General features: G+C 47.7%; 30 protein-coding genes, 1 tRNA gene and 1 pseudogene. 4 read left to right on the plus strand and 28 right to left on the minus strand.

All coding sequences use genetic code 11. The annotated features are described in order from the left end of the window. Positions 1-294 precede the first annotated feature (294 nt). Both SynBIOSU31_RS05325 and SynBIOSU31_RS05330 read right to left on the minus strand, forming a co-directional pair. A complete protein-coding gene (locus tag SynBIOSU31_RS05325) occupies positions 295-525 on the minus strand; it encodes a Nif11-like leader peptide family RiPP precursor (protein WP_186492420.1) in 231 nt (76 codons plus the stop codon). Between the two features lie 395 nt (positions 526-920). Beyond that, a tRNA-Ser gene (locus SynBIOSU31_RS05330) sits at positions 921-1,007 on the minus strand. Positions 1,008-1,179: 172 nt separating this feature from the next. Here SynBIOSU31_RS05330 and SynBIOSU31_RS05335 point away from each other — a divergent pair. Next, on the plus strand, positions 1,180-2,316 hold the full coding sequence (locus SynBIOSU31_RS05335; RefSeq protein WP_186492421.1) for a hypothetical protein: 1,137 nt from the start codon (positions 1,180-1,182) through the stop codon (positions 2,314-2,316). A gap of 66 nt (positions 2,317-2,382) precedes the next feature. Next, the gene (locus SynBIOSU31_RS05340) at positions 2,383-2,655 is read left to right on the plus strand and encodes a DUF3104 domain-containing protein (protein WP_186492867.1); all 273 of its coding nucleotides are present in this window, start codon (positions 2,383-2,385) and stop codon (positions 2,653-2,655) included. Positions 2,656-2,869: 214 nt separating this feature from the next. On the opposite strand, the gene SynBIOSU31_RS05345 is transcribed toward SynBIOSU31_RS05340, so the two are convergent. The 9 genes and pseudogenes from SynBIOSU31_RS05345 to SynBIOSU31_RS05380 form a co-directional block, all read right to left on the minus strand. Beyond that, positions 2,870-3,106, minus strand: a complete 237-nt coding sequence (locus SynBIOSU31_RS05345; protein ID WP_186492422.1) for a Nif11-like leader peptide family natural product precursor — start codon at positions 3,104-3,106, stop codon at positions 2,870-2,872. Between the two features lie 199 nt (positions 3,107-3,305). Further along, positions 3,306-3,572 (minus strand): Nif11-like leader peptide family natural product precursor, encoded by a 267-nt coding sequence (locus SynBIOSU31_RS05350; RefSeq protein WP_186492423.1) that lies wholly within the window; start codon positions 3,570-3,572, stop codon positions 3,306-3,308. A gap of 245 nt (positions 3,573-3,817) precedes the next feature. After that, positions 3,818-4,054 carry a Nif11-like leader peptide family natural product precursor gene (locus SynBIOSU31_RS05355; RefSeq protein WP_186492424.1) on the minus strand — a complete coding sequence of 79 codons (237 nt, stop codon included), beginning with the start codon at positions 4,052-4,054 and terminating at the stop codon, positions 3,818-3,820. Positions 4,055-4,213: 159 nt separating this feature from the next. After that, positions 4,214-4,381, minus strand: coding sequence for a hypothetical protein (locus SynBIOSU31_RS05360; protein ID WP_186492425.1), 168 nt, complete (start codon positions 4,379-4,381; stop codon positions 4,214-4,216). Positions 4,382-4,613: 232 nt separating this feature from the next. After that, the gene (locus SynBIOSU31_RS05365) at positions 4,614-4,856 is read right to left on the minus strand and encodes a hypothetical protein (protein WP_186492426.1); all 243 of its coding nucleotides are present in this window, start codon (positions 4,854-4,856) and stop codon (positions 4,614-4,616) included. Between the two features lie 499 nt (positions 4,857-5,355). Then, entirely contained in the window at positions 5,356-6,204 is an 849-nt protein-coding gene (locus SynBIOSU31_RS05370) for a hypothetical protein (protein WP_186492427.1), read from the minus strand. Between the two features lie 2 nt (positions 6,205-6,206). Then, a complete protein-coding gene (locus tag SynBIOSU31_RS05375; protein WP_255477376.1) occupies positions 6,207-7,877 on the minus strand; it encodes a DEAD/DEAH box helicase in 1,671 nt (556 codons plus the stop codon). 12 nt (positions 7,878-7,889) lie between these two features. Continuing rightward, a pseudogene (locus SynBIOSU31_RS14965) lies at positions 7,890-8,069 on the minus strand (HNH endonuclease); the annotation flags it as partial. A gap of 42 nt (positions 8,070-8,111) precedes the next feature. Continuing rightward, positions 8,112-9,746, minus strand: a complete 1,635-nt coding sequence (locus SynBIOSU31_RS05380; protein WP_186492429.1) for a site-specific DNA-methyltransferase — start codon at positions 9,744-9,746, stop codon at positions 8,112-8,114. Positions 9,747-9,932: 186 nt separating this feature from the next. Between SynBIOSU31_RS05380 and SynBIOSU31_RS05385 the strand changes: the two genes are divergently transcribed. Then, a complete protein-coding gene (locus SynBIOSU31_RS05385) occupies positions 9,933-10,652 on the plus strand; it encodes a hypothetical protein (protein ID WP_186492430.1) in 720 nt (239 codons plus the stop codon). Here the strand turns inward: SynBIOSU31_RS05385 and SynBIOSU31_RS05390 are convergent. From SynBIOSU31_RS05390 to SynBIOSU31_RS05400, 3 genes are read right to left on the minus strand one after another with little or no spacing between them, the layout of a single operon-like run. Next, on the minus strand, positions 10,642-10,863 hold the full coding sequence (locus tag SynBIOSU31_RS05390) for a hypothetical protein (RefSeq protein WP_186492431.1): 222 nt from the start codon (positions 10,861-10,863) through the stop codon (positions 10,642-10,644). The genes SynBIOSU31_RS05385 and SynBIOSU31_RS05390 overlap by 11 nt on opposite strands. Continuing rightward, positions 10,863-11,234, minus strand: a complete 372-nt coding sequence (locus SynBIOSU31_RS05395) for a Rho termination factor N-terminal domain-containing protein (protein ID WP_186492432.1) — start codon at positions 11,232-11,234, stop codon at positions 10,863-10,865. Before SynBIOSU31_RS05395 ends, SynBIOSU31_RS05390 begins: the two co-directional genes overlap by 1 nt. Then, on the minus strand, positions 11,218-11,712 hold the full coding sequence (locus SynBIOSU31_RS05400) for a hypothetical protein (RefSeq protein WP_255477377.1): 495 nt from the start codon (positions 11,710-11,712) through the stop codon (positions 11,218-11,220). The genes SynBIOSU31_RS05395 and SynBIOSU31_RS05400 overlap by 17 nt, the downstream gene beginning before the upstream one ends. A gap of 397 nt (positions 11,713-12,109) precedes the next feature. Here SynBIOSU31_RS05400 and SynBIOSU31_RS05405 point away from each other — a divergent pair, with 397 nt between their 5' ends. After that, positions 12,110-12,814, plus strand: a complete 705-nt coding sequence (locus SynBIOSU31_RS05405; protein ID WP_186492433.1) for a response regulator transcription factor — start codon at positions 12,110-12,112, stop codon at positions 12,812-12,814. A gap of 749 nt (positions 12,815-13,563) precedes the next feature. Here the strand turns inward: SynBIOSU31_RS05405 and SynBIOSU31_RS05410 are convergent. The 14 genes from SynBIOSU31_RS05410 to SynBIOSU31_RS05475 form a co-directional block, all read right to left on the minus strand. After that, the gene (locus tag SynBIOSU31_RS05410) at positions 13,564-14,625 is read right to left on the minus strand and encodes a hypothetical protein (protein WP_186492434.1); all 1,062 of its coding nucleotides are present in this window, start codon (positions 14,623-14,625) and stop codon (positions 13,564-13,566) included. A gap of 316 nt (positions 14,626-14,941) precedes the next feature. Beyond that, positions 14,942-15,280 carry a thermonuclease family protein gene (locus tag SynBIOSU31_RS05415; protein WP_186492435.1) on the minus strand — a complete coding sequence of 113 codons (339 nt, stop codon included), beginning with the start codon at positions 15,278-15,280 and terminating at the stop codon, positions 14,942-14,944. Beyond that, on the minus strand, positions 15,274-15,777 hold the full coding sequence (locus SynBIOSU31_RS05420; RefSeq protein WP_186492436.1) for a DUF6998 domain-containing protein: 504 nt from the start codon (positions 15,775-15,777) through the stop codon (positions 15,274-15,276). The genes SynBIOSU31_RS05415 and SynBIOSU31_RS05420 overlap by 7 nt, the downstream gene beginning before the upstream one ends. A gap of 383 nt (positions 15,778-16,160) precedes the next feature. Continuing rightward, positions 16,161-16,415: a hypothetical protein gene (locus SynBIOSU31_RS05425; RefSeq protein WP_186492437.1), complete on the minus strand. Its 255-nt coding sequence runs from the start codon at positions 16,413-16,415 to the stop codon at positions 16,161-16,163. 603 nt (positions 16,416-17,018) lie between these two features. Continuing rightward, positions 17,019-17,285, minus strand: a complete 267-nt coding sequence (locus tag SynBIOSU31_RS05430; protein ID WP_255477378.1) for a Nif11-like leader peptide family natural product precursor — start codon at positions 17,283-17,285, stop codon at positions 17,019-17,021. A gap of 48 nt (positions 17,286-17,333) precedes the next feature. Further along, complete coding sequence (locus SynBIOSU31_RS05435) at positions 17,334-17,591, minus strand: Nif11-like leader peptide family natural product precursor (RefSeq protein WP_186492438.1); 258 nt, start codon at positions 17,589-17,591, stop codon at positions 17,334-17,336. 184 nt (positions 17,592-17,775) lie between these two features. Beyond that, a complete protein-coding gene (locus SynBIOSU31_RS05440) occupies positions 17,776-17,922 on the minus strand; it encodes a hypothetical protein (protein ID WP_186492439.1) in 147 nt (48 codons plus the stop codon). Between the two features lie 232 nt (positions 17,923-18,154). Then, positions 18,155-18,349, minus strand: coding sequence for a CCRG-2 family RiPP (locus SynBIOSU31_RS05445; RefSeq protein ID WP_186492440.1), 195 nt, complete (start codon positions 18,347-18,349; stop codon positions 18,155-18,157). A gap of 171 nt (positions 18,350-18,520) precedes the next feature. Next, entirely contained in the window at positions 18,521-18,676 is a 156-nt protein-coding gene (locus tag SynBIOSU31_RS05450; protein ID WP_186492441.1) for a hypothetical protein, read from the minus strand. 334 nt (positions 18,677-19,010) lie between these two features. Next, positions 19,011-19,982 (minus strand): calcium-binding protein, encoded by a 972-nt coding sequence (locus SynBIOSU31_RS05455; protein ID WP_186492442.1) that lies wholly within the window; start codon positions 19,980-19,982, stop codon positions 19,011-19,013. A gap of 464 nt (positions 19,983-20,446) precedes the next feature. Further along, positions 20,447-21,151: a response regulator transcription factor gene (locus SynBIOSU31_RS05460; RefSeq protein WP_186492443.1), complete on the minus strand. Its 705-nt coding sequence runs from the start codon at positions 21,149-21,151 to the stop codon at positions 20,447-20,449. A gap of 63 nt (positions 21,152-21,214) precedes the next feature. Further along, positions 21,215-21,385 (minus strand): hypothetical protein, encoded by a 171-nt coding sequence (locus SynBIOSU31_RS05465; RefSeq protein WP_255477379.1) that lies wholly within the window; start codon positions 21,383-21,385, stop codon positions 21,215-21,217. Positions 21,386-22,015: 630 nt separating this feature from the next. Further along, positions 22,016-22,303, minus strand: a complete 288-nt coding sequence (locus tag SynBIOSU31_RS05470; protein ID WP_186492445.1) for a hypothetical protein — start codon at positions 22,301-22,303, stop codon at positions 22,016-22,018. A gap of 393 nt (positions 22,304-22,696) precedes the next feature. After that, the gene (locus SynBIOSU31_RS05475; protein ID WP_186492446.1) at positions 22,697-23,056 is read right to left on the minus strand and encodes a hypothetical protein; all 360 of its coding nucleotides are present in this window, start codon (positions 23,054-23,056) and stop codon (positions 22,697-22,699) included. Positions 23,057-23,297: the final 241 nt, after the last annotated feature.

The following is a 23,297-nucleotide window of genomic DNA, read 5'->3' on the forward strand; positions in this document are numbered from 1 at the left end:
GAACCCCACTACACAGCTATGGTGTAGACCCCAGGAGGTTCTGGTGGGATTCTGGTGAACCGCTTATGTCCTGTTAAAGCCTGCATTGAAGAGACTTTAGACCTGAAAAACCCCGCTTGCGGCGGGGCCAAGTATTGATCAATGCCAGGCATTAGAGGCTGGTTTATGAAATGTATGGGGTAAACGAAGGAGCAAAGTATTTCTCATTTGGCTGAGGCTGCAAGCTTGTAAGGCTTAGCCAGTCCCACTAATTCATTGTGAAATTCAGATGTTTTGCATCCATCAGAGTTTGGTTCAATTGCTGCAAGGCCACTCATTGCCACTGCACAATCCACCCGCCACGCCTTCTAGCTCCTCCGCTGAAACTCTAGCGGTTAGATTGAGTTGATCAGCTAAAACCGAAAATCCCTCTGCTTTGACAGTGTTAACAACTTCTGCTGTTGATTTTGCAGATTTGATCTTCTCCTGAAGGCTTATGTCCCCTTCTAGTTTTACGAGAATTGCATTGAGTTGTTCTTGAGTCATGGGTGTCTCCGAGTGGGACCTGCTCGTTCTATCCCCGCTGGATCACGCATGGAAGTGGGGCAACCGTCCTTCGAGGTTCGGTTTCAGGTCCTTTTCGGACTGTTCTGCGGGAGCAAATTCACCGGCTTCAACTCCCTGTAGATGTCATCCCCCCCCCCCGGACTTCTACGCCATCTCCGCAATTAATCGGAATCACTTCACCCGATTGAGTGATTGTTCCCGCTTCAGTTATCCCCCATTCGGGTATCCAGCGCCTCCAGGGACATTTTGTTTGCATTTTGTACCTCTTTTTGGCGCATTTCCAGGCTGTGTAGCAGCCCCTGAGCCCTTGCCGCAGACCCTCTGAAAGCCCTCTTAGACACTAAAAAACCCAGTCAGTGACTGGGTTTTTGAAACGGAGAGGGTCGGATTCGAACCGACGGTGCCATTGCTGACACGCTGGTTTTCAAGACCAGAGCCATAAACCACTCGACCACCTCTCCACGAGAGTCGTGCCCAGGGGCTCGACTCATCAATGATAGCAACCCTAGTCACTGCCTTGATACTGGGCTTTTGCTCCTTTCGGCGTCTGTCTGCTTGTCAAAGGTGCCTCCTTGCGCTTCCTGTGGTTTCGCGTAGCTTCAGGTCAGAAAACGGTCCAAGAACGGTCCAACGATGGCTCTGCTTTCCAGTTTGCAAAAACACCTGGACGACCGCTTCATTCGGTCCACAGCGGTCCAACACGGAAAGACCCTGGCCCTCCGCGGAACTTTTAAGCAGCGCGACGGCAGCAGCAAGCGAATGCGTGTCTCTTTGGATCTACCGGCTGAAAATGATCAGCTCATCCATGCTGAGTCCCGAGCCTCAGAATTCTGGGCTGAGTATCAACGCCTGGGGTATTTGCCGAATCCCATGCCCTGGGTGGTGAAGGTAATGCCGCTTCCTTCTGCCAAGACTTTGACGGTCACCAGTGCAATTGGTCAGTTAGAGGCTGATTTTTTTCGAGGCAAAGAAGGTAACGCTCAGCAGAGACGAAGTTGGGCTCGTATTGCTGATGTTCTTCAACACCTCAAACCTGTCGGCAACGCCGCAGTAACTACTGATCTGTTGGTTGCTGTTGCTGAACAGTGCAGTGACCCTCAGACACGGGTCCGGCAAGACGCCTGCAAACAGTTCAAGCGTTTGGCAAAGCTGGTTGGCTTGAAAGAGTTAGAGCGCTTCGATTCGATTCGAGGTGACTACAAGCCAAAGCAGCGCAGCAGTTTTGATGAGTCGCTGTTGATCGATTTGATCGACGGCCTTCGCGACGATGGCCAATACGGATGGCTCACGGCCGCATTGTTCGTGTACGGCACGAGACCAGCAGAAACCTGGAGCCTGATCCCCAAAGACAACGGCACAGCTTTCGCAGTCAACCTGCCCAAGGGCAAGTCACCCCATCCGAAGTACCCCCTCGCACTTCCGCAGGAGCTGGTCAGTCGGTGGAGGCTGTTGGAGGTTGACCGACGGTGGAGCTTTGATCTCGGTTCCTATGACAGCGAATATGCGAAGTATCTAGGCAATCAATGGTGTCGCTGGGTCCAGGTAAGAGCCAAGCGGATTGAGGGATTGGCTGGTCTGCAACTGATGGACTTGAGACATGCCTGGGGCATCCGGTCAATCCATGCTGATCTTGATCCGCGCAAGGCGGCCAAAAGCATGGGCCACAGCATTGAGATGCACTTCCGTACTTACAACTCCACCTATGACGAGCTGGATGCGGAGCGAGCTGCAGCAGCTCTTACTAAGCGCCAGCAGCAGATGCAGCAGTAAACGCGATTAAGGATTAACGCCTGGAGCCCTAGGCCTTGCTAGTACAGGCGTTCTGCTTTCGTGTCTATGTCGGTTGATCATGGGGTCTACGACTCACCAGACTCAGAACGGCCCATCTTTCTGGATGTCGCTCCAGGGATGACGGTCATCGTCAAACACGACCTTCAGATCGGAGAGAAGCGCGACAAGGATTGGTGGATGGGGCAGGTGATCCACTGCGGCGGAGCTGCCCGTGATCCGAAGATCCACAACCTCTTTCAGATCGCTGATGTGGACACCGGAGCGATTCGCTGGGTGAACGCAGATCTGGTCAGTCACATCCTTCCAGCGACTGACTGACGAAAACACCCGTTTAGGGGATGCGCCTTCACCACCCTTTCAGCGACGGTGATTTTCTATTAACTAATAACTACTGCGCTCAATCGTGGCAGGCATTGAAGGCTGATTCATGAGCTTTTAGGTGTGATTGAAGAAATAAAAAGCCCCTATCAATGCAGGAGCTTCAGGTTTGATATGTTTAGAAAGATGGTCAGTTTGGAGACAACACAATTGGTCACCTACACATAGTGGCACAAATAGATCCACCTTTAGTATGATCGCCACCACCACCCGAAACACCTTCTAGCTCCTCTTCACTGAGCTGACTGATCTTATCAGCAGTGAATTCGTGGCCGTGTTCTTTAGCAATGCCCACAATATCTTCAGGTGACTTAGCTGCCTTTAGCTTGTCTTGAAGATTGGAGTCGCCTTTGACCTTTTCTAGGAAGGCTTTGAGTTGTTCTAGGGACATGGGTATCAGGTCTGTTCAGCAGTCATAGCAACGTTCCGCTGCAGTGTCTTTGGCTAACAATTACTGCGCTCAATCGTGCCAGGTATTGGAGACTAATGGCGGGCTTATTTGGTTGATTGAAGAAATAAAAAGCCCCTGCCGTTGCAGGGACTTTAACGTATCTGCGATTTGTTATCAAATTAACGCTTGCAATTAGACATTAATCGGCGAAATTAACTGGGCTATTGTTGAGGACCCCAGGACCAGGACCAGGACCAGGAGGTGGAGGAGGAGGAACAAATCCACCAGCCACAACTTCTAGCTCCTCTTCACTGAGAAGGCTGAACTTATCTACAGTAAATTCATGACCATGTTCTTTAGCAATTTCTACAACATCTTCAGGTGACTTAGCTGCCTTTAGCTTGTCTTGAAGATTGGAGTCGCCTTTGACCTTTTCTAGGAAGGCTTTGAGTTGTTCTAGGGACATGGGTAGCAGGTCTGTTCAGCAGTCATAGGCACGGTCAGCAGCGTTGTCAGTTAGCAATAAAAAAGCCCGCTAAGTACGGGCGATGGTGCCAGGTATTGAAGGCTGATTTATGAACTTATTGGTAAGATTAAAGAAGTAAAAAGCCCTTGCTAATGCAAGGGCTTTGGGTGTGTAGCGTGTGTTGCATGCATGTGTTGTGTGTGTTGCCCCTCAGCAATAGCGTTTAATGCATGTGTTTGTGTGGCTCAAAATCCTCCATGGCAGGGCATGCATGTGTGCTTGTTCCATGTGTTGTTTGCTCCAGCCACGCCTTCCAGCTCCTTTTCACTGAGTTGGCTGATGTGCTGGGATTCAAATTCGTGACCGTGCTCCTTAGCAATAGACACCACATCGTCTGATGATTTAGCTGCCTTGAGTCGGTCTTGGAGGCTGGTGTCGCCTTTGACCTTTTCTAGGAAGGCTTTGAGTTGTTCTAGGGACATGGGTATCAGGTCTGTTCAGCAGTCATAGCAACGGTTGACAGGAAGCACCGTATTCACTTGCTTGACATAAAAAACCCCGCACTTGGCGGGGCTGGTGATCAGAATGTGAATGAGGCGATTGCTTGCGCAGGAGTCATGCCAGTGGGCCACGGCCACCGTTTAACCATTCCCAAATTCGAAGCGTGGGGGAGTAATTCGGGCCGCGTTATACAGGAACCGAACGACATCCTGCCCGAAATTGCCACCTGCCACGCATTCAAGTTGATCAATTGTCAGCTCTTGGTCGAGCAGTTCAGCGTTGTTGTAGTCAGTGTTGAAAGTAGTCATTGTTTTAAAGGGGATAAGTGTGTGAGGTGTGTTGGGGTGTTGCCCCCTCGACTCCTTCAAGATCACAGCCCCTCTGGTGAACCCCACTACACAGCTCTGGTGTAGACCCCAAGATGTTCTGGTGAGCTTCTGGTGAACCGCTCAGATCCCAGTGTCTGAAAGCTCTTAGTTCACGCGGAAGCCGGTGACGCCAAGGCTCCAGGGCAATGAAAAAGCCCTGCGCTCGGCAGGGTTATGGACGGCTTGCAATCCATCGATTGATTGGTGTCATCGCTTCCTCTAACGCTTCATCACTTAGCGGCTCCAGCTTTCGCCATAGCGGTGACGCTGCATTGAATCGAGTGTGGTTCTGCACGTGCCTTTGCAATGACGGCAGACCATCAGGGTCTGTCTCTAAATAAATGCCCCTTTTGTCCACTCCATCCCGTAAGTAGTCATCTAATTGGCCATCACGGTGCATTCGTCGCAATGTCACGCATGAGCGAAACCCAAGGTGGGAACTTGCATTATTCAGATTTAAGACGGCCATAATCTCAATTAGGTGATCAACCAATGATTCGCTGGCGCTATTGGAAAAGTGCGCGCACGGACGACCCACGTCGTTTTGTCCAGTAGGACCCAGCCCAATTGGTGATTCCCACTTTGAAAGCCAATCTGCATCTGATTCATACTTTTGGCCTTCCCTTTAAAGGCTTTTCATGCATCCACGACACCAGGCCAGAAGGGCAATGATTCATCGATCACCCTCGCAGAAGAACTCTCCGCCACCCTTTCGGCGGAGAAACTCTTTCGCAATCAACCTGGATAAAGATTCTGATGGAGTCTTCCTCAATTCCATGGCCATTTGCGCAAGTGATTCAAGAGAAGAATCGCCATCTTCACCCAGAGGATTGTTTCGCCCAAAGTTCATCTCATTTCTACCATAAAGACCAAAAGCAATAGCTCAAAAATTGAGCAAAACAAAAAAGAGCACATTAATCATCCTTGACAAGATCGGCAAGACAATCAACAAGTTCACGAATTCTTTGCTTGGTCATCGCTGCAGTTAAACGCTCAGCTATTTGCTTCGTATCGTTTGTGATGTAGAGCTGCCTGGATGGCCCACGTTTTTGAAGACCGCAATAGATGCGCCCTTCATTGACCGACATCTCCCCTTGCTCCACCTTTACCCAAGCCTCTTGGCATAAAGCGTGGTCCTTTCCATAGCGCTTACACCTGTCAGGGTCCGCAGCGTATGCCCTTAGCTGCTGGCGAGCACCAGCCTTGGTATTTGAATGGAACTTGGCTGAAAAAGGCGTCCTTTCTACACCTCGTTTAGGGCCTCTTTGACCATGCCCGAGCTTTGTCTCTTCATGAATCAAATCAAGGATCTCATCGTCACCTGTCACCTCAGCAATTCGTAGTGCATCTGGGCGTATAGCCAAGCGGTCAACCGGATCTAAGGCACTCACAAGTGACTTAATCGCTTGATGCTGCACTGCATTTGCTTTGACCTCTACCTGACAGACATAAGGTAGAACTTTTGTCACCGTCGTATTCAGACCGCCGTTATCCGAAGAGTCCTCAACCCATTCGCGGAAGCTATCCCAACGTTTAACAAGCCTTGAAGTTGCTGCATAACCGATCTCCCAACCACGCCGTGCAATGAACTGCTGAAGCTCACCTGCAATACCCGCAGCAACTGCGGGATGGCTCACCGTCTGCTGCATCTGTTCGATCTGCATCGTGTTCATCTGAACCTCACTGTCCAACGTCAAGCGCCAAACATCACGACGCTTAAGATCTACTGAAGCTTGATCTAACTGCTTTGTGAAAGTTGTCATTTTTAGGAAGCCTCCTCGTTATCCGACATGAAATCCTCAATCAACTCTTCCCAACTTCTTTTTCTCTCCTCTTGAGTATCTCCACCTCGAAGCCACATCTGATGGATATCACCAGGCGACCTTCCATACTTAAGCGCCCACTTCTCGGCTTTTTTACGTTCTTCTTCAGAAATCAAATGGCTACCAGTTCCATCATGGAGCAAGCTTCCGTCTGACTCACCTTCAGAGCCAAGCCCTTCGCGTTCGAGGTGTTTTCCTGACGTACCACCAGCACTGCCAATATCTCGATCTTGCTTGATCCGATACTCGGCCGTTGCAGAGCGCATACTCTCTGCAAGTTCCCACCAGCCTGGCTCCTTCGGAATAAAAACCATTGCATCCTGGAAACCGACGCCTTTCTCCTTACGCAGGACTCGACCCACGATTTGATAAAAACTCAGTGGCGCACTGATGTTGGTTGCCCAAACTAGAACTCGCAGGAATGGAATATCAACACCTTCGCTGACCATGCCGACGCTGACTAACCAGCGTGGCCGACTCAGATCCCTGTTGTAGCCATATTCGGGCTTTCCCTGAAAAAGCTTCAGCTGTGACTGAGCGTTGCCGCTGATTTTTTGGTGAACAACAGCGGGCTCTTGGCCTGTAATCGTCTCCAGTAAGCCACCAATCTCGTTGGCATGATCTGTATCACGAGCAACGATCAGACCACCTGCCCATGGGTGACTACAAGCACGGAGTGACTTGAGCACATCGTCAGCCTTAGCCAGCTGCTCCACCAAATACTTTGCATCTGGGTTATCCCGTGGTGTATCAAAGACGTGCCACCGACGGTCAGACTGCAACCCTTTGACTTTCTGTAAGTCATGCTCTGGAGATGGGTATACCTCACGCAAGTTTTCCTCTATACCATGCGCATACTCCTCTCCATCTTTACGGGAACGCCAACTGACTGTTCCAACGTATGGAGTGAAATCGACAGGACGCACCGCAGCATCATTCAATGCCTGGCCGTAGTCGTAAGAGAAATGGCAGACTACTTCTTGCATGTTTCGACCCGCACAATCGCGATAACGCACGCCCGGGATAATTCCTCCATCACTTCGAAATGGGGTGCCAGTAGTCATCAGCTTTACCAATGCCTGAGAGAAACACTTTCTATACCCATCACCCCAAGTCATATTGTCTCCAAGGTGGTGCATCTCATCAGCAATCACCATCACCCTGCGCTCCTTGCAATAGTGCTCAAGGAGGTTTCGATAGGCAGGGATTCCGACTTGATGATATGAAAGGACCACACCTTTCTGGTAAGTGAAGTCAAATTCAGCCGAGCGCTTACCTGCTCGTAGAGGCATTGCAAAATACTCTGATTCATCAACAGCCCCCTTACGTAGGTTGTCACTTGGCACTAGGTAGATCACCGTCTCAACAACGTTGTGGCTAAGCAAAAATTTTGCCGCTGTAAAACACGCTTTCGTCTTACCAGTACCGGGAAACGCATTAAGGACATAAGGAATACGTTCTGCCTCAGCAGGCGTATTAGCTTGATGAATAGCTTGACGGATCAAGCCCAATGGTTGACCGTCAGCATCCTCAAAAGCCATGGTCAAAACTTCTTTTTGCCAAGGCCGCAGGACTAGACCAGGAGGAAGAATAGGTTCGAGATCGATGTTCATAGATTTAGAGAGATTACAAGAGATACAAAGCGCTTGTCCGTTCCACAACTCGGTTGGCCCACCTAATGCGAAGGGGACGATATGGTCTGCATGCCATTTCGCAGGATTCAGACCACAACCACAGAGAGAGCAACATCCATGAGATCGGAGGAAAAGAGCAACACGCTGACTTGGGCTAAAAGTTCGATTCATGGGCTTCTTGAGATGGAAGCATTAATACCGAATCTTGGTACGTCAATTTGCGACTGCAAAGAGGTCGCCTTGAGCCACAAGCTGCTGCCTACTAACACGCTCATGATTAAAAACTTCAGTAGCTAAATAGCTTTGGTCAATGACATCCTGAACAAGCACAATCTGCAGGCTTGGTTGCTTTTTAGTATCACCATTCAGCTTGACCTGTTTACTCTTATTGAAAAGCTCAAGAACCTGTGGGCCAGGAAGATCAAAACAGATCATCAAACCCATCTCAGCCTTTTTGGCAATCATCAAACGCTTAAGCCTCTCAACATCATTTACAGTCGGCGGCTCATCAAGTGCTGTTGCATATAAAGCTCTGCAGCGATGCAATCCTTTGCCATCAAAACGCATAAATGGCCGAATACCTACAACACGATCTTTCTCCTTCATAGGCCATGCTGAGCAACGCATCAAAGCCCAACAGTCGAAGTTACTTTTATCAGATTCGTGAAGAACACGAGCCGAATCAAGGTCTTGGGGGCTACCCCATTCCTCAAGCTGTTCAACATCAACACCAATTTGATCCAAACGAGCTTTTGCAGTCGTGACAGCTATTGGAGTGAGATCTAACCCAATAAATTGACGATTAAGCTTGGCTGCAGCAACACAAGTAGTACCACTTCCCATAAAAGGATCAAGAACCACATCACCTTCATTAGAGCCAGTAAGAATAATACGCTCTAAAAGATTAAGAGGCTTTTGAGTTTCATACCCAGTAGATTCTGACGAACTTCTCTGAAGGCAACCAATGTCCACCCAGACATTACCAATTGGAACACCTCGTGAATCGTCTAAAAATCGCTTTTGACTAATTCGGCCAGATGACTTCGCCGGATAAACAAGAAGTCCATCCTCATCAAGCTTCCTCATGCTCTCGTAATTATACCTCCAACCTTTTGCCGGAGGATCATAAGTAATCCCGTTCAGAGCAGTATATCGATAAGTAAGATTAGGCCGTACCGACGGACTAGACAAATCACTTTTACGAAAACGGCGCCCAGACTCATCGGTAAATCTATAGAACTTATCTGCGTATTCTTCAGAGAGAGGTTCAGTTTGCTCGTTATAAATCCATGAAGAACCCTTGCTATACCAAAGGAGAGTGTCCGCACAACGACCAAATGATTTCCTGCTGTCATTTTTAGCCCCAAGCTGTCTCACCCAGGTAATCTGATTGCGATAAGAACTAAGGCCAAATATTGCATCCAATATCATCTTAAGATAATGACAGGCAGTATCATCGATGTGAAGGTAAATGCTGCCGTTTTCTTTGAGCACTCTCCGCATCTCAACAAGTCGTCGAGCCATAAAAACTAGATATGAATAAAGCCCGTCAGGCGGCAACAAAGAGCCAAATGCGATAAGCAAGCGACCTAGCTCTTTGTGATCCTTAGCAAAATGGCGCAAAGACTTTTGATCATCCATCCCCCAAGACCAAGTATCTACAAAAGCTTTGATTTGTGCCTCAGAACCAAAAATAGCGTTGAAATCCTGCTTAGAATTAAACGGAGGATCAAGATAAATCAGATCAACCGTATTGCTGGGAATATTCTTTAAGTAGTCAAGATTATCGCCATATCCAAGAACATTCTTATCAAAGCTTGAAGCCTGAGGACTTGGTGCAACAACCATGACTACGGCTCACTAGAAACATTTATGAATTCATCTTCGTCAGAACGAATGAATTAAGGATCCCCCAACTGAGGGAATTACAAGAGCCAAATCCCTCCCTCTAATGGGGGATAAAGCGATTCCGCGCTTTGGCAGACCTTTGTAGAAGCCTTGCTACTGCAGGGATACCTGGATATCACGCCTGCTATGGCGCGCCCAAAGGGATTTGTGCTGCATGAAGGCATCAGCCCATTCGATGGTCAAAACATTGTCAGCATTGCCACCTGCCACAGCAGCAACCGCAAGACCGGCGACATGGTGCAGGTTTGGATACTTCCGAAGGACGTCAATCCGCTTGATGCAATCAAACAAGATCTCGACACTTGTATTTGCGGGCATTGCCCACACCGCGGTACCGGTACCAAACGCACTTGCTACGTCAATGTCGGCCAAGCCCCGGTCAGCATTTGGAAGAGCTACAAGAAAGGGGTTTACCCGCAGATCGCCTCATATCAAGACGTCTTTGAAGATCGAGTTGTTCGTTTTGGCGCGTATGGAGATCCAGCCTTTGTCCCCGATGGCGTCGTCGCCAATGCTCTGACCTTCGCGAAGGGGCATACGTGTTACACACACCAGTGGTACCAAGCATTCGCGGCTGACTTCCGAGGCGTCTTTATGGCGTCCGTGGACTCAGACCTAGAGGAGCAAATGGCTCAGAGCCAAGGCTGGAGAACGTTCCGTGTCTTCCACCCCAATGCTGAAATCACAGGATCCAAGATCTGCCCAGCATCAATCACAAATAACCGGGTTCAGTGCATGAAATGCCTTCTCTGCAACGGGAAGAAGACAAACATCGCCATCCATGCCCACGGCAGCTCTGCATCTCAAGTGGGTGTCGACAGTCAACCAGAAGTTCTTAGTCGTTAGTTGCATCAGAGCCTGAAAGTTCTGCTCCCATGGGGTCATAAAGCTTTCCCTCCCACTCGAAAGATCGGAGGATCTGATCACTGATACGACCGCCAAAGCGGAGGTAACTGGCAACGCCCTCTGCCGTAACACGGTTTTCAGGGGGTTCGATCTCACACCAATCAACATTCCCATCACGACAGGATTCATACAAGGCTCGGGCTAGAGGCATTAGTTCGCACCCAAGATTTGCCTGAGCAGCGACACCAGCTCCTTTTTAGAGAAGCTTTCTAAAGGCCGTGGCGGTGGCTGAACTCCATTTTCAGAGAGAAGGAAAGCAAGGTCTGCTTTTTTCAGCTTTGAATAGCCCTTCAAGCCATACTCTTTGCAAAGGCTTTTGAGTACGGCAACCGTCTGTTGCTCAAAACTGCCCACACCAAGAAGAGCTTTGACATCAGAGACGCCTGTAAGTTCAGCTAGTTTCTCATTCAGTCCAACCGCAGTTACAGCACTCAGTTCCTGGTCAAGCTGACGCAGTGTTCGAGCATCCGACTGGGCAATGCTTTGCAAGCTTGAACGGAGAGCTTCAGCGATCTTGCCCATCGGATCCCTCCAGAATGTTTTGCATCGAAGCCTGTCGGTCGAGAATTTGCTGAAGCTGTTGCTTCGTACCTGTCCAACGCCGAATGAAACGAGCAATAGCCTTGATTAAACGGCCGATGAAACCACCTCCTTGGTATGTCGTACGACCCTTTTGATAAAGGCCAAACTCATTTACCAAGTCATCGCCAGCATCCTCAAGCTCACCGACCACATTGGTCACGATTTCGAGCATTTCATAGGCTTCTGCACGGACAGATGCTTCTCGTTCAGCAATCAACCTCAACTTCTGTTCCAATGCAATCATTGTTTCTCTGCCCTTCTGTGCCTGACCGCGGAAACGGCCACGCGCAATCATGGCGCCACGATAGTTACCACGCAGAGCAAGATAAGTCTCTTCAAGCTCATGGCGCTCAAGCCCAGAAGGATCAGAGGGGAAATTAGTTGTTGAAGGTAGTGAAGAGCTTGATGTCATTAACATTCTGCAAGTAAATGGAGGAGACCTTCCACCAACACAGAATTACAGCCATGGTCAAAAATTGAATCACCCAATCAGGGGAATCAACCAGGCCATCAAAATCCCCCAAACGGGGGATGCTTCAAAATAAGAGAGCGCTCATAATTAACAATAACAATGATCCAGTAAAATGCCTAAATATGATCTTATTATTGAAGAGAAAAGTGAGCTGAAAATACAGACAATAAGTGCCAGCTGCAAGGCAGAAGCCAAGAGGATTGCCGAAAACAGCAACTCAAATATAAAAGGAATCGTCTTTAGTGACGGAAACCATGAAAACCCCGAACAGAATTGAATGTAGCCAATGAATGGCGTGAAATAACTAAGCGATCTAAGCTTTTAAAAAGCATCCTTCCTCGTTGTGCTGATCAGCCCACAAGAGTTACCACTTAAACAAGCTGCTGATAAATGCCAGAAGCTCCTTGCCAAAAAGAAAGTATTGGTATGTAGCAAAAATCGCTTAACCCTTGCATCCCTATGTCTCTGCACACCAATCCTTCAATCTCTGGTCGGAGGAGCAACGACTGAAGAAGAAGGGCTTGATCTACAAAAAAAATTTAATCCAGACCTGCTGATAACCAGCGAGGACCTTGAAAAAGGCTATGGGATACGTCTAGTAGAAAAAGCCAAGAAACACTCACCAGACATAACCACACTCATTTTCCTAGAACGTGAGACAACTGAGGTTGTCCACGAAGCAATGGACGCTGGTGCTGATGGGGTGATGTTCTCATCCTCCATAGGCACAGGACATGGTGACTTCATTAAGGCTCTGACTACGACAAACAGTGGGGGGGTCTACTACCCAAAATCGGTTCGTGAGGCTGCAACAGCAAAAGTCAAGCCTGCTCCAGACTTAGTTGACCCATTGTCTGAACGAGAACTTGATGTTGTTCGCTGCATTATCCAAGGAATGAAAAATACAGAGATTGCAGAGGCTCTCTTTATCTCATCAGAAACAGTGAAAAGCCATGTGAGCACATTGATTCAAAAGCTTGGGGTAAGGGATAGAACTCAAGCTGCTGTCTTTGCTCTGACTCATGGTCTAGTCGACGAAGAAATTTAAAAACCCCGCACTTGACGGGGCAAGCGATTGTTTTGTCTAGACATCTACATACTTCTCACTTAAGCCATGTAATAGGATCAGCGTAAGTTGACTCAGATCCGTAATAAGTAGTTTTCCCATTAACAGTCATTTTCCCGGGAATACCATGGCAATGCCAAAGGTGTGAGGCTTTTCCCCATGCACCTATGACCGAAAAAACCTTGAAATCACAATGCGGACATTCCCATAACGGCTTTCTTCTGGGGTCATGCAGATAAGCCTGCTTCCACGACTGGTCAGTCAAATTAATCCTCCACAGAATAGGGTTCTGATTGTTACTTCAAGAAATCGATGATGATTCTCATTTTTTATTCACTAGGTGTGATTAATTTGTTTAAAATTATTTGCCAACTCTTTGCCTAAGCTCTTGCTCAGCTGAAGCCGCCTTGCTCCCAAAATGAACTTGGCCTATAGCAATCAGCGCAAATCCAAAGAGAAATCCTATACCCGTAATGCAAAGAAGGAATCCGCCACCGTAGCAAAGCCATGTAGCCTTATAATTATCATCGCGTATTTGACATAGTTCCTGTACTGTCAAAGAACGAAGGGTGTTAATAGTCACTTGTTTGATGTGGATAGTGGAGGTCTTCTCTCCTGGACCTCTTCACTATCTCTAGAACCAATCGGATTCACATCACCCATTCAGGTGGTCTTCCACCAGCCTGACTCCCCCGTTTGGGTAGACCCCCGCTGGCTGGCCTGGCTATTTTTTATTTCCTGTTTCTCTTGCTTTGTTTTCGTTCCATACGATCAAGCGATACTTGAAATAAAAATTCCTTCAAATCTGGATCTGTGCAACTTCCATCGCTGAATTGAATTGCTTTTCGGCCATCCCTATGCTGATATTCGTAAAATGAGTAAAAATTTCCATCTTCATCTTCGCCGTCTCCCAGAATAATCATTTTCCACTCGCAATTAAGGTAGCGCTCGATCCTTTGCCTCACATGCTTTATTCGCTCTAGTTTCTTTGCTTCTCTTCTTTTCTTAAGGCAAGGGAAGGCAGTTGCGGTTATCAATTCTGCAAGCCTCTGAAAGCGCTCATAGATAACTCCCCCTGTCTTCTGAGGGATTGTTAATTGCGTGGATTTATTCTTTGGCACATTCGGAGTTGTCTGTCGTTTTTTGAAGTGAACGAGACCGGATTTATCCCTCACCAGTATGTAGTCGCCTTCATGCGTAATGGGTAGCGAAAGCTGTTCCGCGGCTGGATCAGGTTTGACTGAGGGCTTGGCTGGGTGGTGGTGAGTTGTTATGACAAAGGGTTCTTCGGCCATTATCTTTTCAAGCTCCATCGTATTGACTTGATTGAAAAGTGATTTGCATCTCTCATTGTTTTTGGCTAGAGATCTGTTGTAGTCCAAGATCTCTTGATATATAAGCAGCCAATGTCTAATTGCATAGGCTGCTACAAACGCTTTGTAGAGCTTGTGATCTTGAGGGTGTTGATCGTCTTCTGCTTCTGAATAATGATGATGCGCAAGCCTAATCACCTTTGAGCCACTGTAAGTGTAGGTTTCCCGCCAACATTCAAAGCCAGCCTTTATGTCGAATGAGTGCTCGTCATAAAAAAGAGCTAGTTCATCAATGTCAATTCCAGGGAGAGAGGGGTACTGAGAATGGTCAAAAATAATTTGTTCAATTTGGTCGTTATGGTATTTTTTTCTTGCTTCAACTTCCGAGAGCCCATCGAGCTCTTCTTCGTCGTAATTCAAGCGCCAGGTATCGCTGTTTAGGTCTAGATCGTGGCAGTAGTGATTACTAGCCCTGGACACGGCTTCAACGTAATCAGACTTTTCTGATGGACTGAAAAGAAAATATGCGCTTATAAATCCACTTCGATGCTTATAGTCAAATCCTAGGCATTCAATGCTTCTAGAAAAATGTATTTGATTCCAGAAGGCATCGAAGTCAAATCGACGGACTTTTATGCTCATTATGAATAAATCAACTCAATTACTTTAGTTTGACAGCTGTATAGATCTATCCCTCATCTGGGGGATTTATTCAGGGGGGCGTCCCCCAATCGAGCTAGAGGCTCACCCCCGGATGCCAGCCCATCAGTCTGTCCTGACTCCCCCGCTTGGGATGTCATCGCGTCCACCCGCATTGGTGCGCATACTTCCAATAGATCTCTGCATGACCAGCAGCGACCAGTTGCTGCTGCACGTTTGAGCCATCAACAAACAGCTCAGCCACAGTTCGTCCATAACGATCTTTCATGATGCGTGTGATGCTTACTTCACGTCCAACGACAAGCGCCCGCAGGTAGTCACGTGCTGCTTTGGCAGGAACAGGGTTAGCACGTTTGCCACGCAGTTCTGGGGTATCGATACAGGCAAGCCTGATCTTTTCGCCTGTGTTGCTGCGACAGGTATCGCCGTCGTAGCAGGAGGAAATGAGTACTGAAGCGAGAGCAGCAATCAGCATCCGCCTACCTCCTTGAGCCGGTGATCAGCTGGAACCAGTTTTTGGAGTTTTTTGCACTTGGCAACTGTGATGGTTCTGCCATTCCATTTCTGCATAGGCCCACAGTTTTCCCAGATCAGGTCATAGGGGCCGTTGAATACAACGCGAACACCGCCGTCAGCTGGATTGATTTTCAGCGCAAGCAGATGAACGTCTTTCCAACAGGTTGATTTCAACGCGAAGTAGCCGCGTTCCTGCTGCGTTGTTTTGACTTCGACTTTCGTGCCATCAGGCGCAGTGGCATCAAATCCTTCGGTACTTGCTGGATTGAGCTTCAAATCGAATCGTATGGCTGCGACAACTTCGCCGATATTGCCGACCATCGGTCCTGCTGGAGTGAACTTCCGACCTGGCGCCGCTGCTTCGAGTTTATCGACAACGGCATACAGCTCAGGAATAAGTGATTGGAGTTTTACCGTGTCCACAATAATAAGAAGATCGAGCGTGTCTAAATGCAATTAGACTTTCAAACTTGCTTGGCATTTAGATGTTGGAAGATCAATTCATCTGGGGTGCCAGAACAAAATGCAGGTCCATAACATTTCTCATTTTCACTGGGGAGTCGACCCGATATAACAGCTGAGCATCCGAATAAAATCAAGGAGCAGGTTACAAGGCAGCTAGAAGTAAGTAAAAGTTTCATTTGTTTGGTTTGAGTGTGGAGGTCATCCCTCCGATGCATTCAGCATCGCTGAACTAAACAGAATCCACATCACCCATTCGGGTGGTCCTCAGACTGCTTAGTTCCCCTTTTTGGGTAACCCTTAGCAACGCATGAAAAAGCCCCGCACTTGGCGAGGTGAATATATTCAAGGCATCGCTGTGCTGGTTGGAGCGAAGCTCAGCCAATGATGAGACTTGCTGTTCTTGCCGGTTGATTGAATTCAATTTGGGTACTGCTAGAGGGAGCATTCCCACGATTCATAATCAGGCTCATTCGAAGTGCTCCAGTGAGGATTGCAGCAGCGATAACAATGCCAGAAACTTTACCGTTCATGATTGAACCAAATTTTGGGGATTCCCCCTTGACTTCTTTAGTATCTTTCACATCTTCATTAATTCCATCCCTCAAATAGGTGAAAGACTTGGTTTTCACTCACCCTTTTGGGGACGTGTCTTTTGTAGGCAATAAAAAACCCGCACTTGGCGGGGTTCGATGATGTATTAATGGCTCTGTGAATTACCAAATCAACGATTAATGCGGTTCTCCTGTACGGCTTTAGCAATCGTTATCCCCGAAACAATGAGTCGATATGCCGAAACAATAAGTCGATATGTGGGTTACTGGGTTGGTGGCGTGAAAAAGGACCTGCACCCCCATTAATTTCTTGAAGTTCATCAAAGCTCAGCTCTTGATCGAGCAGTTCAGTGTTGTTGTAGTCAGTGTTGAGTTCAGACATTGTTTGAAGTGAGTTGAGTGAGTGATGTGTGGGGGTGTTGCCCCCTCGACTCCTTCAAGATCACAGCCCTTCTGGTGAACCCCACTACACAGCACTGGTGTAGACCCCACGAAGTTCTGGTGAGCTTCTGGTGAACGGGTCAGAATCAATTAACCTCCAAGTTTGGCAACTCGTCGACCCGCCTGATTACTGCTCAACTGCGCTCAATCGTGCCAGGTATTGAAAGCTTAATTATGGGCTTTTAGAGGTGATTGAAGCAATAAAAAGCCCCTGTCAATGCATGGGCTTTGATAGGCAGACTATTTGGGTGGGCATATTGAACATATAGTCTTCCGGCATTGCTGGATGTTAGTTGCACACATAATTTTAGTCGGACCCTCACCCCCAGCCACGGCTTCCAGTTCCTCTTCACTGAGCTGGCTGATCTTGTCAGCAGTGAATTCGTGACCGTGCTCTTTAGCAATGCCTGCAACATCTTCGGGTGACTTTGCTGCTTTTAGCTTGTCTTGAAGACTGGTGTCTGCTTTGACCTTTTCTAGGAAGGCTTTGAGTTGTTCTAGGGACATGGGTGCCTTGATTGAATAGCAGAAACTCAATAAAACAATCTGAATGATCTATCTCATTGGGCAGTGTTGACCGGCTGTCTCTAAACAACAGTGTTTCCCTATGGTATTGGTATGCACAACGCCACCCGCCACTCCTTCTAACTCCGCTTCACTGAGCTTGCTCAACTTATCAGCAGTGATTTCGTGGCCGTATTCTTTAGCGATGCCCACAACGTCTTCAGGTGACTTAGCTGCCTTGAGTTTCTCCTGAAGGTTGCTGTCTGCTTTTACCTTTTCGAGGAAAGTCTTGAGTTGCTCTTCTGACATGGGTATCCAGTCTGTTCACCAGTCATAGCAACGGTGTGCTGCGGTGTCATTGGCTAATACCTACTGCAGTCAATTGTGCCAGGTATTGAAGGCTGATTGGTGGGATTGTTGGCGAGATTGAAGCAATAAAAAGCCCCGTGTGTGGCGGGGCTCGATATTGATCTGGCATGACTCAGTATCACTCTTACGTATTACTAGCTTTCTCAATCTCCCCAATTATGAATGGAACAGCTAAAATTAAAATTCCCCCATTAACTTCTTGCAGTTCATCAAAATTCAGCTCTTGATCGAGCAGTTCAGTGTTGTTGTAGTCACTGTTGATAGTAGTCATTGTTTTGAAGGTGATAATTGTGTGAGTTGTGTTGAGGTGTTTTCCCTCGACTCCTTCAAGATCACAACCCTTCTGGTGAACCCCACTAGACAGCTCTGGTGTAGACCCCGCGAAGTTCTGGTGAGCTTCTGGTGAACCGCTCAGATCCCAGTTAGAGACTCAAGTGCAGACAGCAAAGCCATAAAAAACCCGCTCGTGGCGGGGCGTCATGTTTCAGTTGCTTGTCTTTGACTTAGATGTCGTCACCGCCTGGGTTTCCACTACCGCCGAGTCGGAACTCTGGATGAACAATGCTCTTGCGTCCACCGAAGATGTCCTTGATGTCTTTCCAGGTGAAGCGATCAGTGCAAATTTCCCCATGAGGACCCGCCACTACTCCACCAGAAATAGTGGTGAGTTGATCAAGAGTGAGTTCGTTGTTGGTCATGGGTTTGAAGTTGTGGTGGGGGTGTTTCCCCCTGATGAACACACCATCTCTCGAATCAATGGCTTGAGTTATGACCACAATCAAGCAGTGCTGTGATTTTGCTCACAGGTGCTGAAAGGCAATAAAAAACCCTGCGTTAGCAGGGGTAACGTTCACTTGTGCTGAATCACTTCAGTACAGAGAACCTTTTCTTGCGTAGTGGTCTTGCACCTGTTTCCAAAAGCTCTCCCCAACGTTTTTCAGGCCCTTGCCGATCTCTCTACCAATCTCTTCCATCACTGGGCTTGTGCGGATGAGGCCACCGTTAGTAGCAGCGAGTTCTTGCATCGAAAGCTCTTGATCGGTGCTCTCAGAGATGAATGAAGTGTTCATTGGATTGTTCCTTGTTTGGTGTGTGAAAGAGAGGAATTTGTTTCTCTCATGTACACACCATCGCGGCTGATTGTTTGAGGACCTGGTCAGCCTCTGGTCAGCAGTTGGAAGAGTTCTGGTGAGCTTCTGGTGAATGGCTCAGAAGTGAGTGCCCGACTGGATTTAGCTCACGCGGAAGCCGGTGATGCCAAGGCTCTAGGGCAATAAAAACCCCGCACTTGGCGGGGCTTGATTGGTGTGAGGTTGTTTTGTCGGGAATCGATAGCGGCTGCACACCGGCAATGATTCATTAGACGAGAACCGAATTATCCACACCAGAGAAGAGAGTAGAACCACCATCATAGGTAGCTAATGCTCCATCATCAGTTTGTGTGAATGACAGGTTCAATACTCCGTTCAGGTTGAATGAATCAACACCAACTTCGAAGTCTTGGATGATGTCATTACCAGTAGAAAGATTGAAGATGTCAGAACCTAATTCACCATAGAGAACATCATTCCCCTTGTCGCCGTAGAGCGAGTCATTACCAGCTCCACCGTAGATAACATCGTCCTCAGAACCACCACGAACGGTATCATTTCCATTACCACCGAAGACAAAATCGTTGCCTCGGTTACCATTAGTGAAATCATTTCCACTACCACCACGAACGTCATCGTTCTCAGAACCACCCATTAGGTAGTCATTTCCTTGGGCTCCGATGATGTAATCGTTACCAACATTACCGTTGATGAAGTCATCTCCACCACCACCATTGAGTTGGTCATCTCCACCGAATCCACGGAGTTCATCATTCAGATCTCCACCGTTGGTGATATCTCTACCTTCAGAACCAGTGAAGTTCACTGGAGAAGGTGCTGGAGTGTTGTCAATTGGTGCTGGAGTGTTATCAACTACAGGAACATTTTCCACAGTGTAGGTTGCTTTGCCAGGGATACCATTTCCAATACTTTTACCATTTAAAAGAACAGTAGTACCAATAGGAACTGTACCAACTTTTGCATCAACCCACACTACTGTTTCAGTAGTTTCATCTACTTCTCCAATGTTACCAGTACCAACATTTAGAGTTGGGTAATCGCGGCTGATGGAATAAACTATCCCGTCGTTTCCGGTAGGACTTGCACCGAAGTAAATACTGTATTGGACACTTGGGGCAAGGTTTGTACCTTCAATAGTGAAAAGTCCATCAGGCCCGACATCCGTATTTTCCTTGATGGAAGACACGTTCTGTGTGATGGTGATTGTTGCTGCTGACATGACAATAATAAAAAAGGTGTGTTAGTTGATGAATTAGATCTCAGGCATTGTTTGAGCTGAGATGCAATGTGAAGGTCTTCCCTCCTGGACCTCTTAAGCATCTCCGTTTCCGATTGATATTCCATCCCTCTAGGGAGTGAATCAGCCTCCCTCGGAAAGGTATTAGCTCTATCTACCCGATGGTGGTAGATGCTTTCACCCCAAAGAGAAATGTAGGTAATTGAAGTTGGAGAGATGGTGAGTTCAAGAGAGGGATGATCTCCACACCACTCGGAAAACACCAATGACCACCAAGACCGTTACTCGCTAGAACTCCAACACAGTTACAAGACTGGTGTTAACGCTTTTAATTCTTCTTTGATTCTCTAACCCATTAATCGTTATTCCCGTGACTACTACTTTTCCCAGCGCTGCTGCTCCTCGCCCTAGTTTCAACTACGACCTAATGGCTGATCGAGCTCGATCTAACTACGGCTCACTCCCGCCTTCACCCCGAATATCGCTGCCCCAGTCCTGTCCTTAACTCCCAGCTTTTGGGTCAGGCTCTTGAGGTGGCTTTTGATTGTCTCCACAGAAAGGAACATCGACTCAGCCAGCTCCTTGTTCGATAGTCCCTCTGTCAGACCTACCAGCACTTCCTTCTCCCGTTCTGTGATGTCATTGGGAAGGACCATGGCAAAGGGGTTTGCACCCACATAACCCGCTTTCTTCCTGACTTGTTCGGGGTAAAAGACCCCATGCTTGGCAATTGCTCTCAGGGCTTTGACGAAGTCGCCATCCCCTTCAGAGACGTTGGAGTTGAAACAGATTCCCTCAGCACCAGCCTCTAAGCACTCCTCTACGACAGCTGCTGTTTCCTTTGCAAGGAAGATCAGGGTGTGAGTGTTGGCAGCAGTGTTCTTGAGTTCTTTGATCAGCGAGGGTCCGTAACCCTGTTCCAACTCGTCCGTGAGGATCACTAGATCAGGTTCTTGTATCGCCGCTTCCTGGAGTGCTTCCTTCTCAGTGGTCACAGCCCAAATCACTTTCCCCCTGAAGAACTCCAAAAGGTTCATTGCTGCGAGCAGTAGTGGATTGCCCACTACCAGGCCAATGGTCTGACCCAATAAGAGAGAACGAGCTTCGTCCTCTTCAATGGCTCTTGTTGGTGAGACGTGATCAAGCTTCATGCTCTCAGTCTGGCGAATAATCGGTGGTTATCACAAGCTGAGACCCCAGTACCAAGCAATCATTTAGTCAGCCTCTGTTTCGCTGAGCAGTGGCACCAGGAAGTCCCGCGTTAGCTCATCCACGACATCCAGACCCAGTTCCTGCAGGCCCAGTTTCAGCAGATGCTTAAAGCCATCAGGGTTGTTATCCCTAAGCGCCAGCAACAGTTCAGTGAGCAACGTGACTGTAGTCAACGTGTAAACGGGCATCGATTGGGTACAACTGTAAGAAGCATTCCCCGCTGCAATAAAAACCCCGCACTTGGCGGGGCTTGATTGGTGTGAGGTTTATGTCGGGAGATCGATAGCGACTACTCAACGCCCCCTGCTTTTCCCTTTCGGGTCTTGTATAGCTCTCAGCCTCGCTTTCATGGCTTCAGGCTTCCCGACAAACCCCGTTAGAGTTTTTAAATAACTGGTTCTTTGCCAGTTTATCTAGTAAGAGATTCTTTTAGGTTTTCAATCTGTGATGGCGGAGCGCATGCATATGACATTAATGAGTCCTCAAGGGTTTGTTTCTTGACTGGCTTCGAAGGCGCCTCTCCGTTTGGGAAATAGCTACCTGTGTAGCAGTCAAAGCTGTAAGTAGTGATAATTCCGCTTTGATCCTTCGCTTGTACATGCCAGAAATCATCGCCATCGCCAGGTCTCCTAATTGAATTTAGATTTATCAGAAAGCTTTCATCAAGATTTACTTGATTTGTTTGCACTATTGACCACAAGCTGTCGAGATCTTCCGAAAATGATGGATTAGCGAAAAGTCCCGTTGAAACTAGTGCAACAGTGATAGCGATTGAATTGAAGATCTTCATTTTTAGATGTGCCTCATTTGACTGATTTAATTAACTTAAAAAGACCAACATCCAGTCCACAGCATGCTAAAAACAATGCAAACATAATTGCCGCTGTATTGGTCCACCTTTGCTTGTCTACCTCTGAAGCATTTTCATTTGATAAGAAGGAGATATGTACAGCGGTTCCAAATCCTGTTCCTGCTGTTGCAAGTGCCATCGCTGGCACAGATACGACTAAAAACATTCCAAAAGCAATCCCACCGACAACACCAGTTGTTGTCCTGAAGGAAATGTTGGCTCGATGCGAAGGCTTGGTCATTGATGGTATGTGAATAGAAGAGGTCATCCCTCCTGGACCTCTTCACCATCGCCGGAATCAATCGGATTCACATCACCCATTCAGGTGGTCTTCCGCCCACCTGACTCCCCCGTTTGGGTAGACCACATCAACGCATAAAAACCCCGCACTTGGCGGGGTGTGATTGGTGTGAGTTGTTTTGTCGGGAGATCGATGGCGACTACTCAACGCGCGCTACTTTTCCCTTTCGGGTCTTGTATAGCTTTCAGCCTCGCTTTCATGGCTTTAGGCTTCCCGATCAATATCTATCAATTAATCGGAATGGATATTTAGCACGGTAGTGACAATTACAAGATTCACCATCTTATTATTGAGTAAGTCAACTCTGTCACTTGCAAAAACCTAACTTCAAAGTCAAAACAAGAAGGTCTCCATAGTGCGTGCAACTCCGTTCTCAGTCCGCATAGCATTACAGAAACCACGAGTGATATGCATTACTTGGGTTTCATCAGCGTCGTTGTATGCGTGGTAGCCAGTGGCGTCCTCAGCGCAGTAAGCAGCCATTTGACCTTGGAAACCATCATCTTTATACTGAATAAAAAAGTGACCGTCATTTTCAGTATCTTGCTTGAAACAAAATTCGACCTTACCTATTTGCTCATCAGCCATGGTATAAGTTTCACACCCATAGTCGACGATCTCAGCGTGAGCAGCTCCACTAAAAGTAGTAGGTAGAACAAATAAGGTTGTAGCGAGCCTAGTGATAAAGTTCATGGACTGGAATTGATTGTGGAGGTCTCCCTCCGATATATTCACCATCGCTTAGAAAAACTAATCCCACATCACCCATTCAGGTAATATTTCGGACTATCTACTCCCCCATTCGGGGATAGCACAGCAATACATGAAAAGCCCCGCACTTGGCAGGGCTAATGATAATTTTTTGTCGGGAGATTGATCGGCACAATCCTAACCGCCCTGCTTTTCCCTTCAAGGGTTTTGTATAGCTTTCAGC

It is taken from the genome of Synechococcus sp. BIOS-U3-1, from assembly GCF_014279975.1.
Lineage (GTDB): Bacteria > Cyanobacteriota > Cyanobacteriia > PCC-6307 > Cyanobiaceae > Synechococcus_C.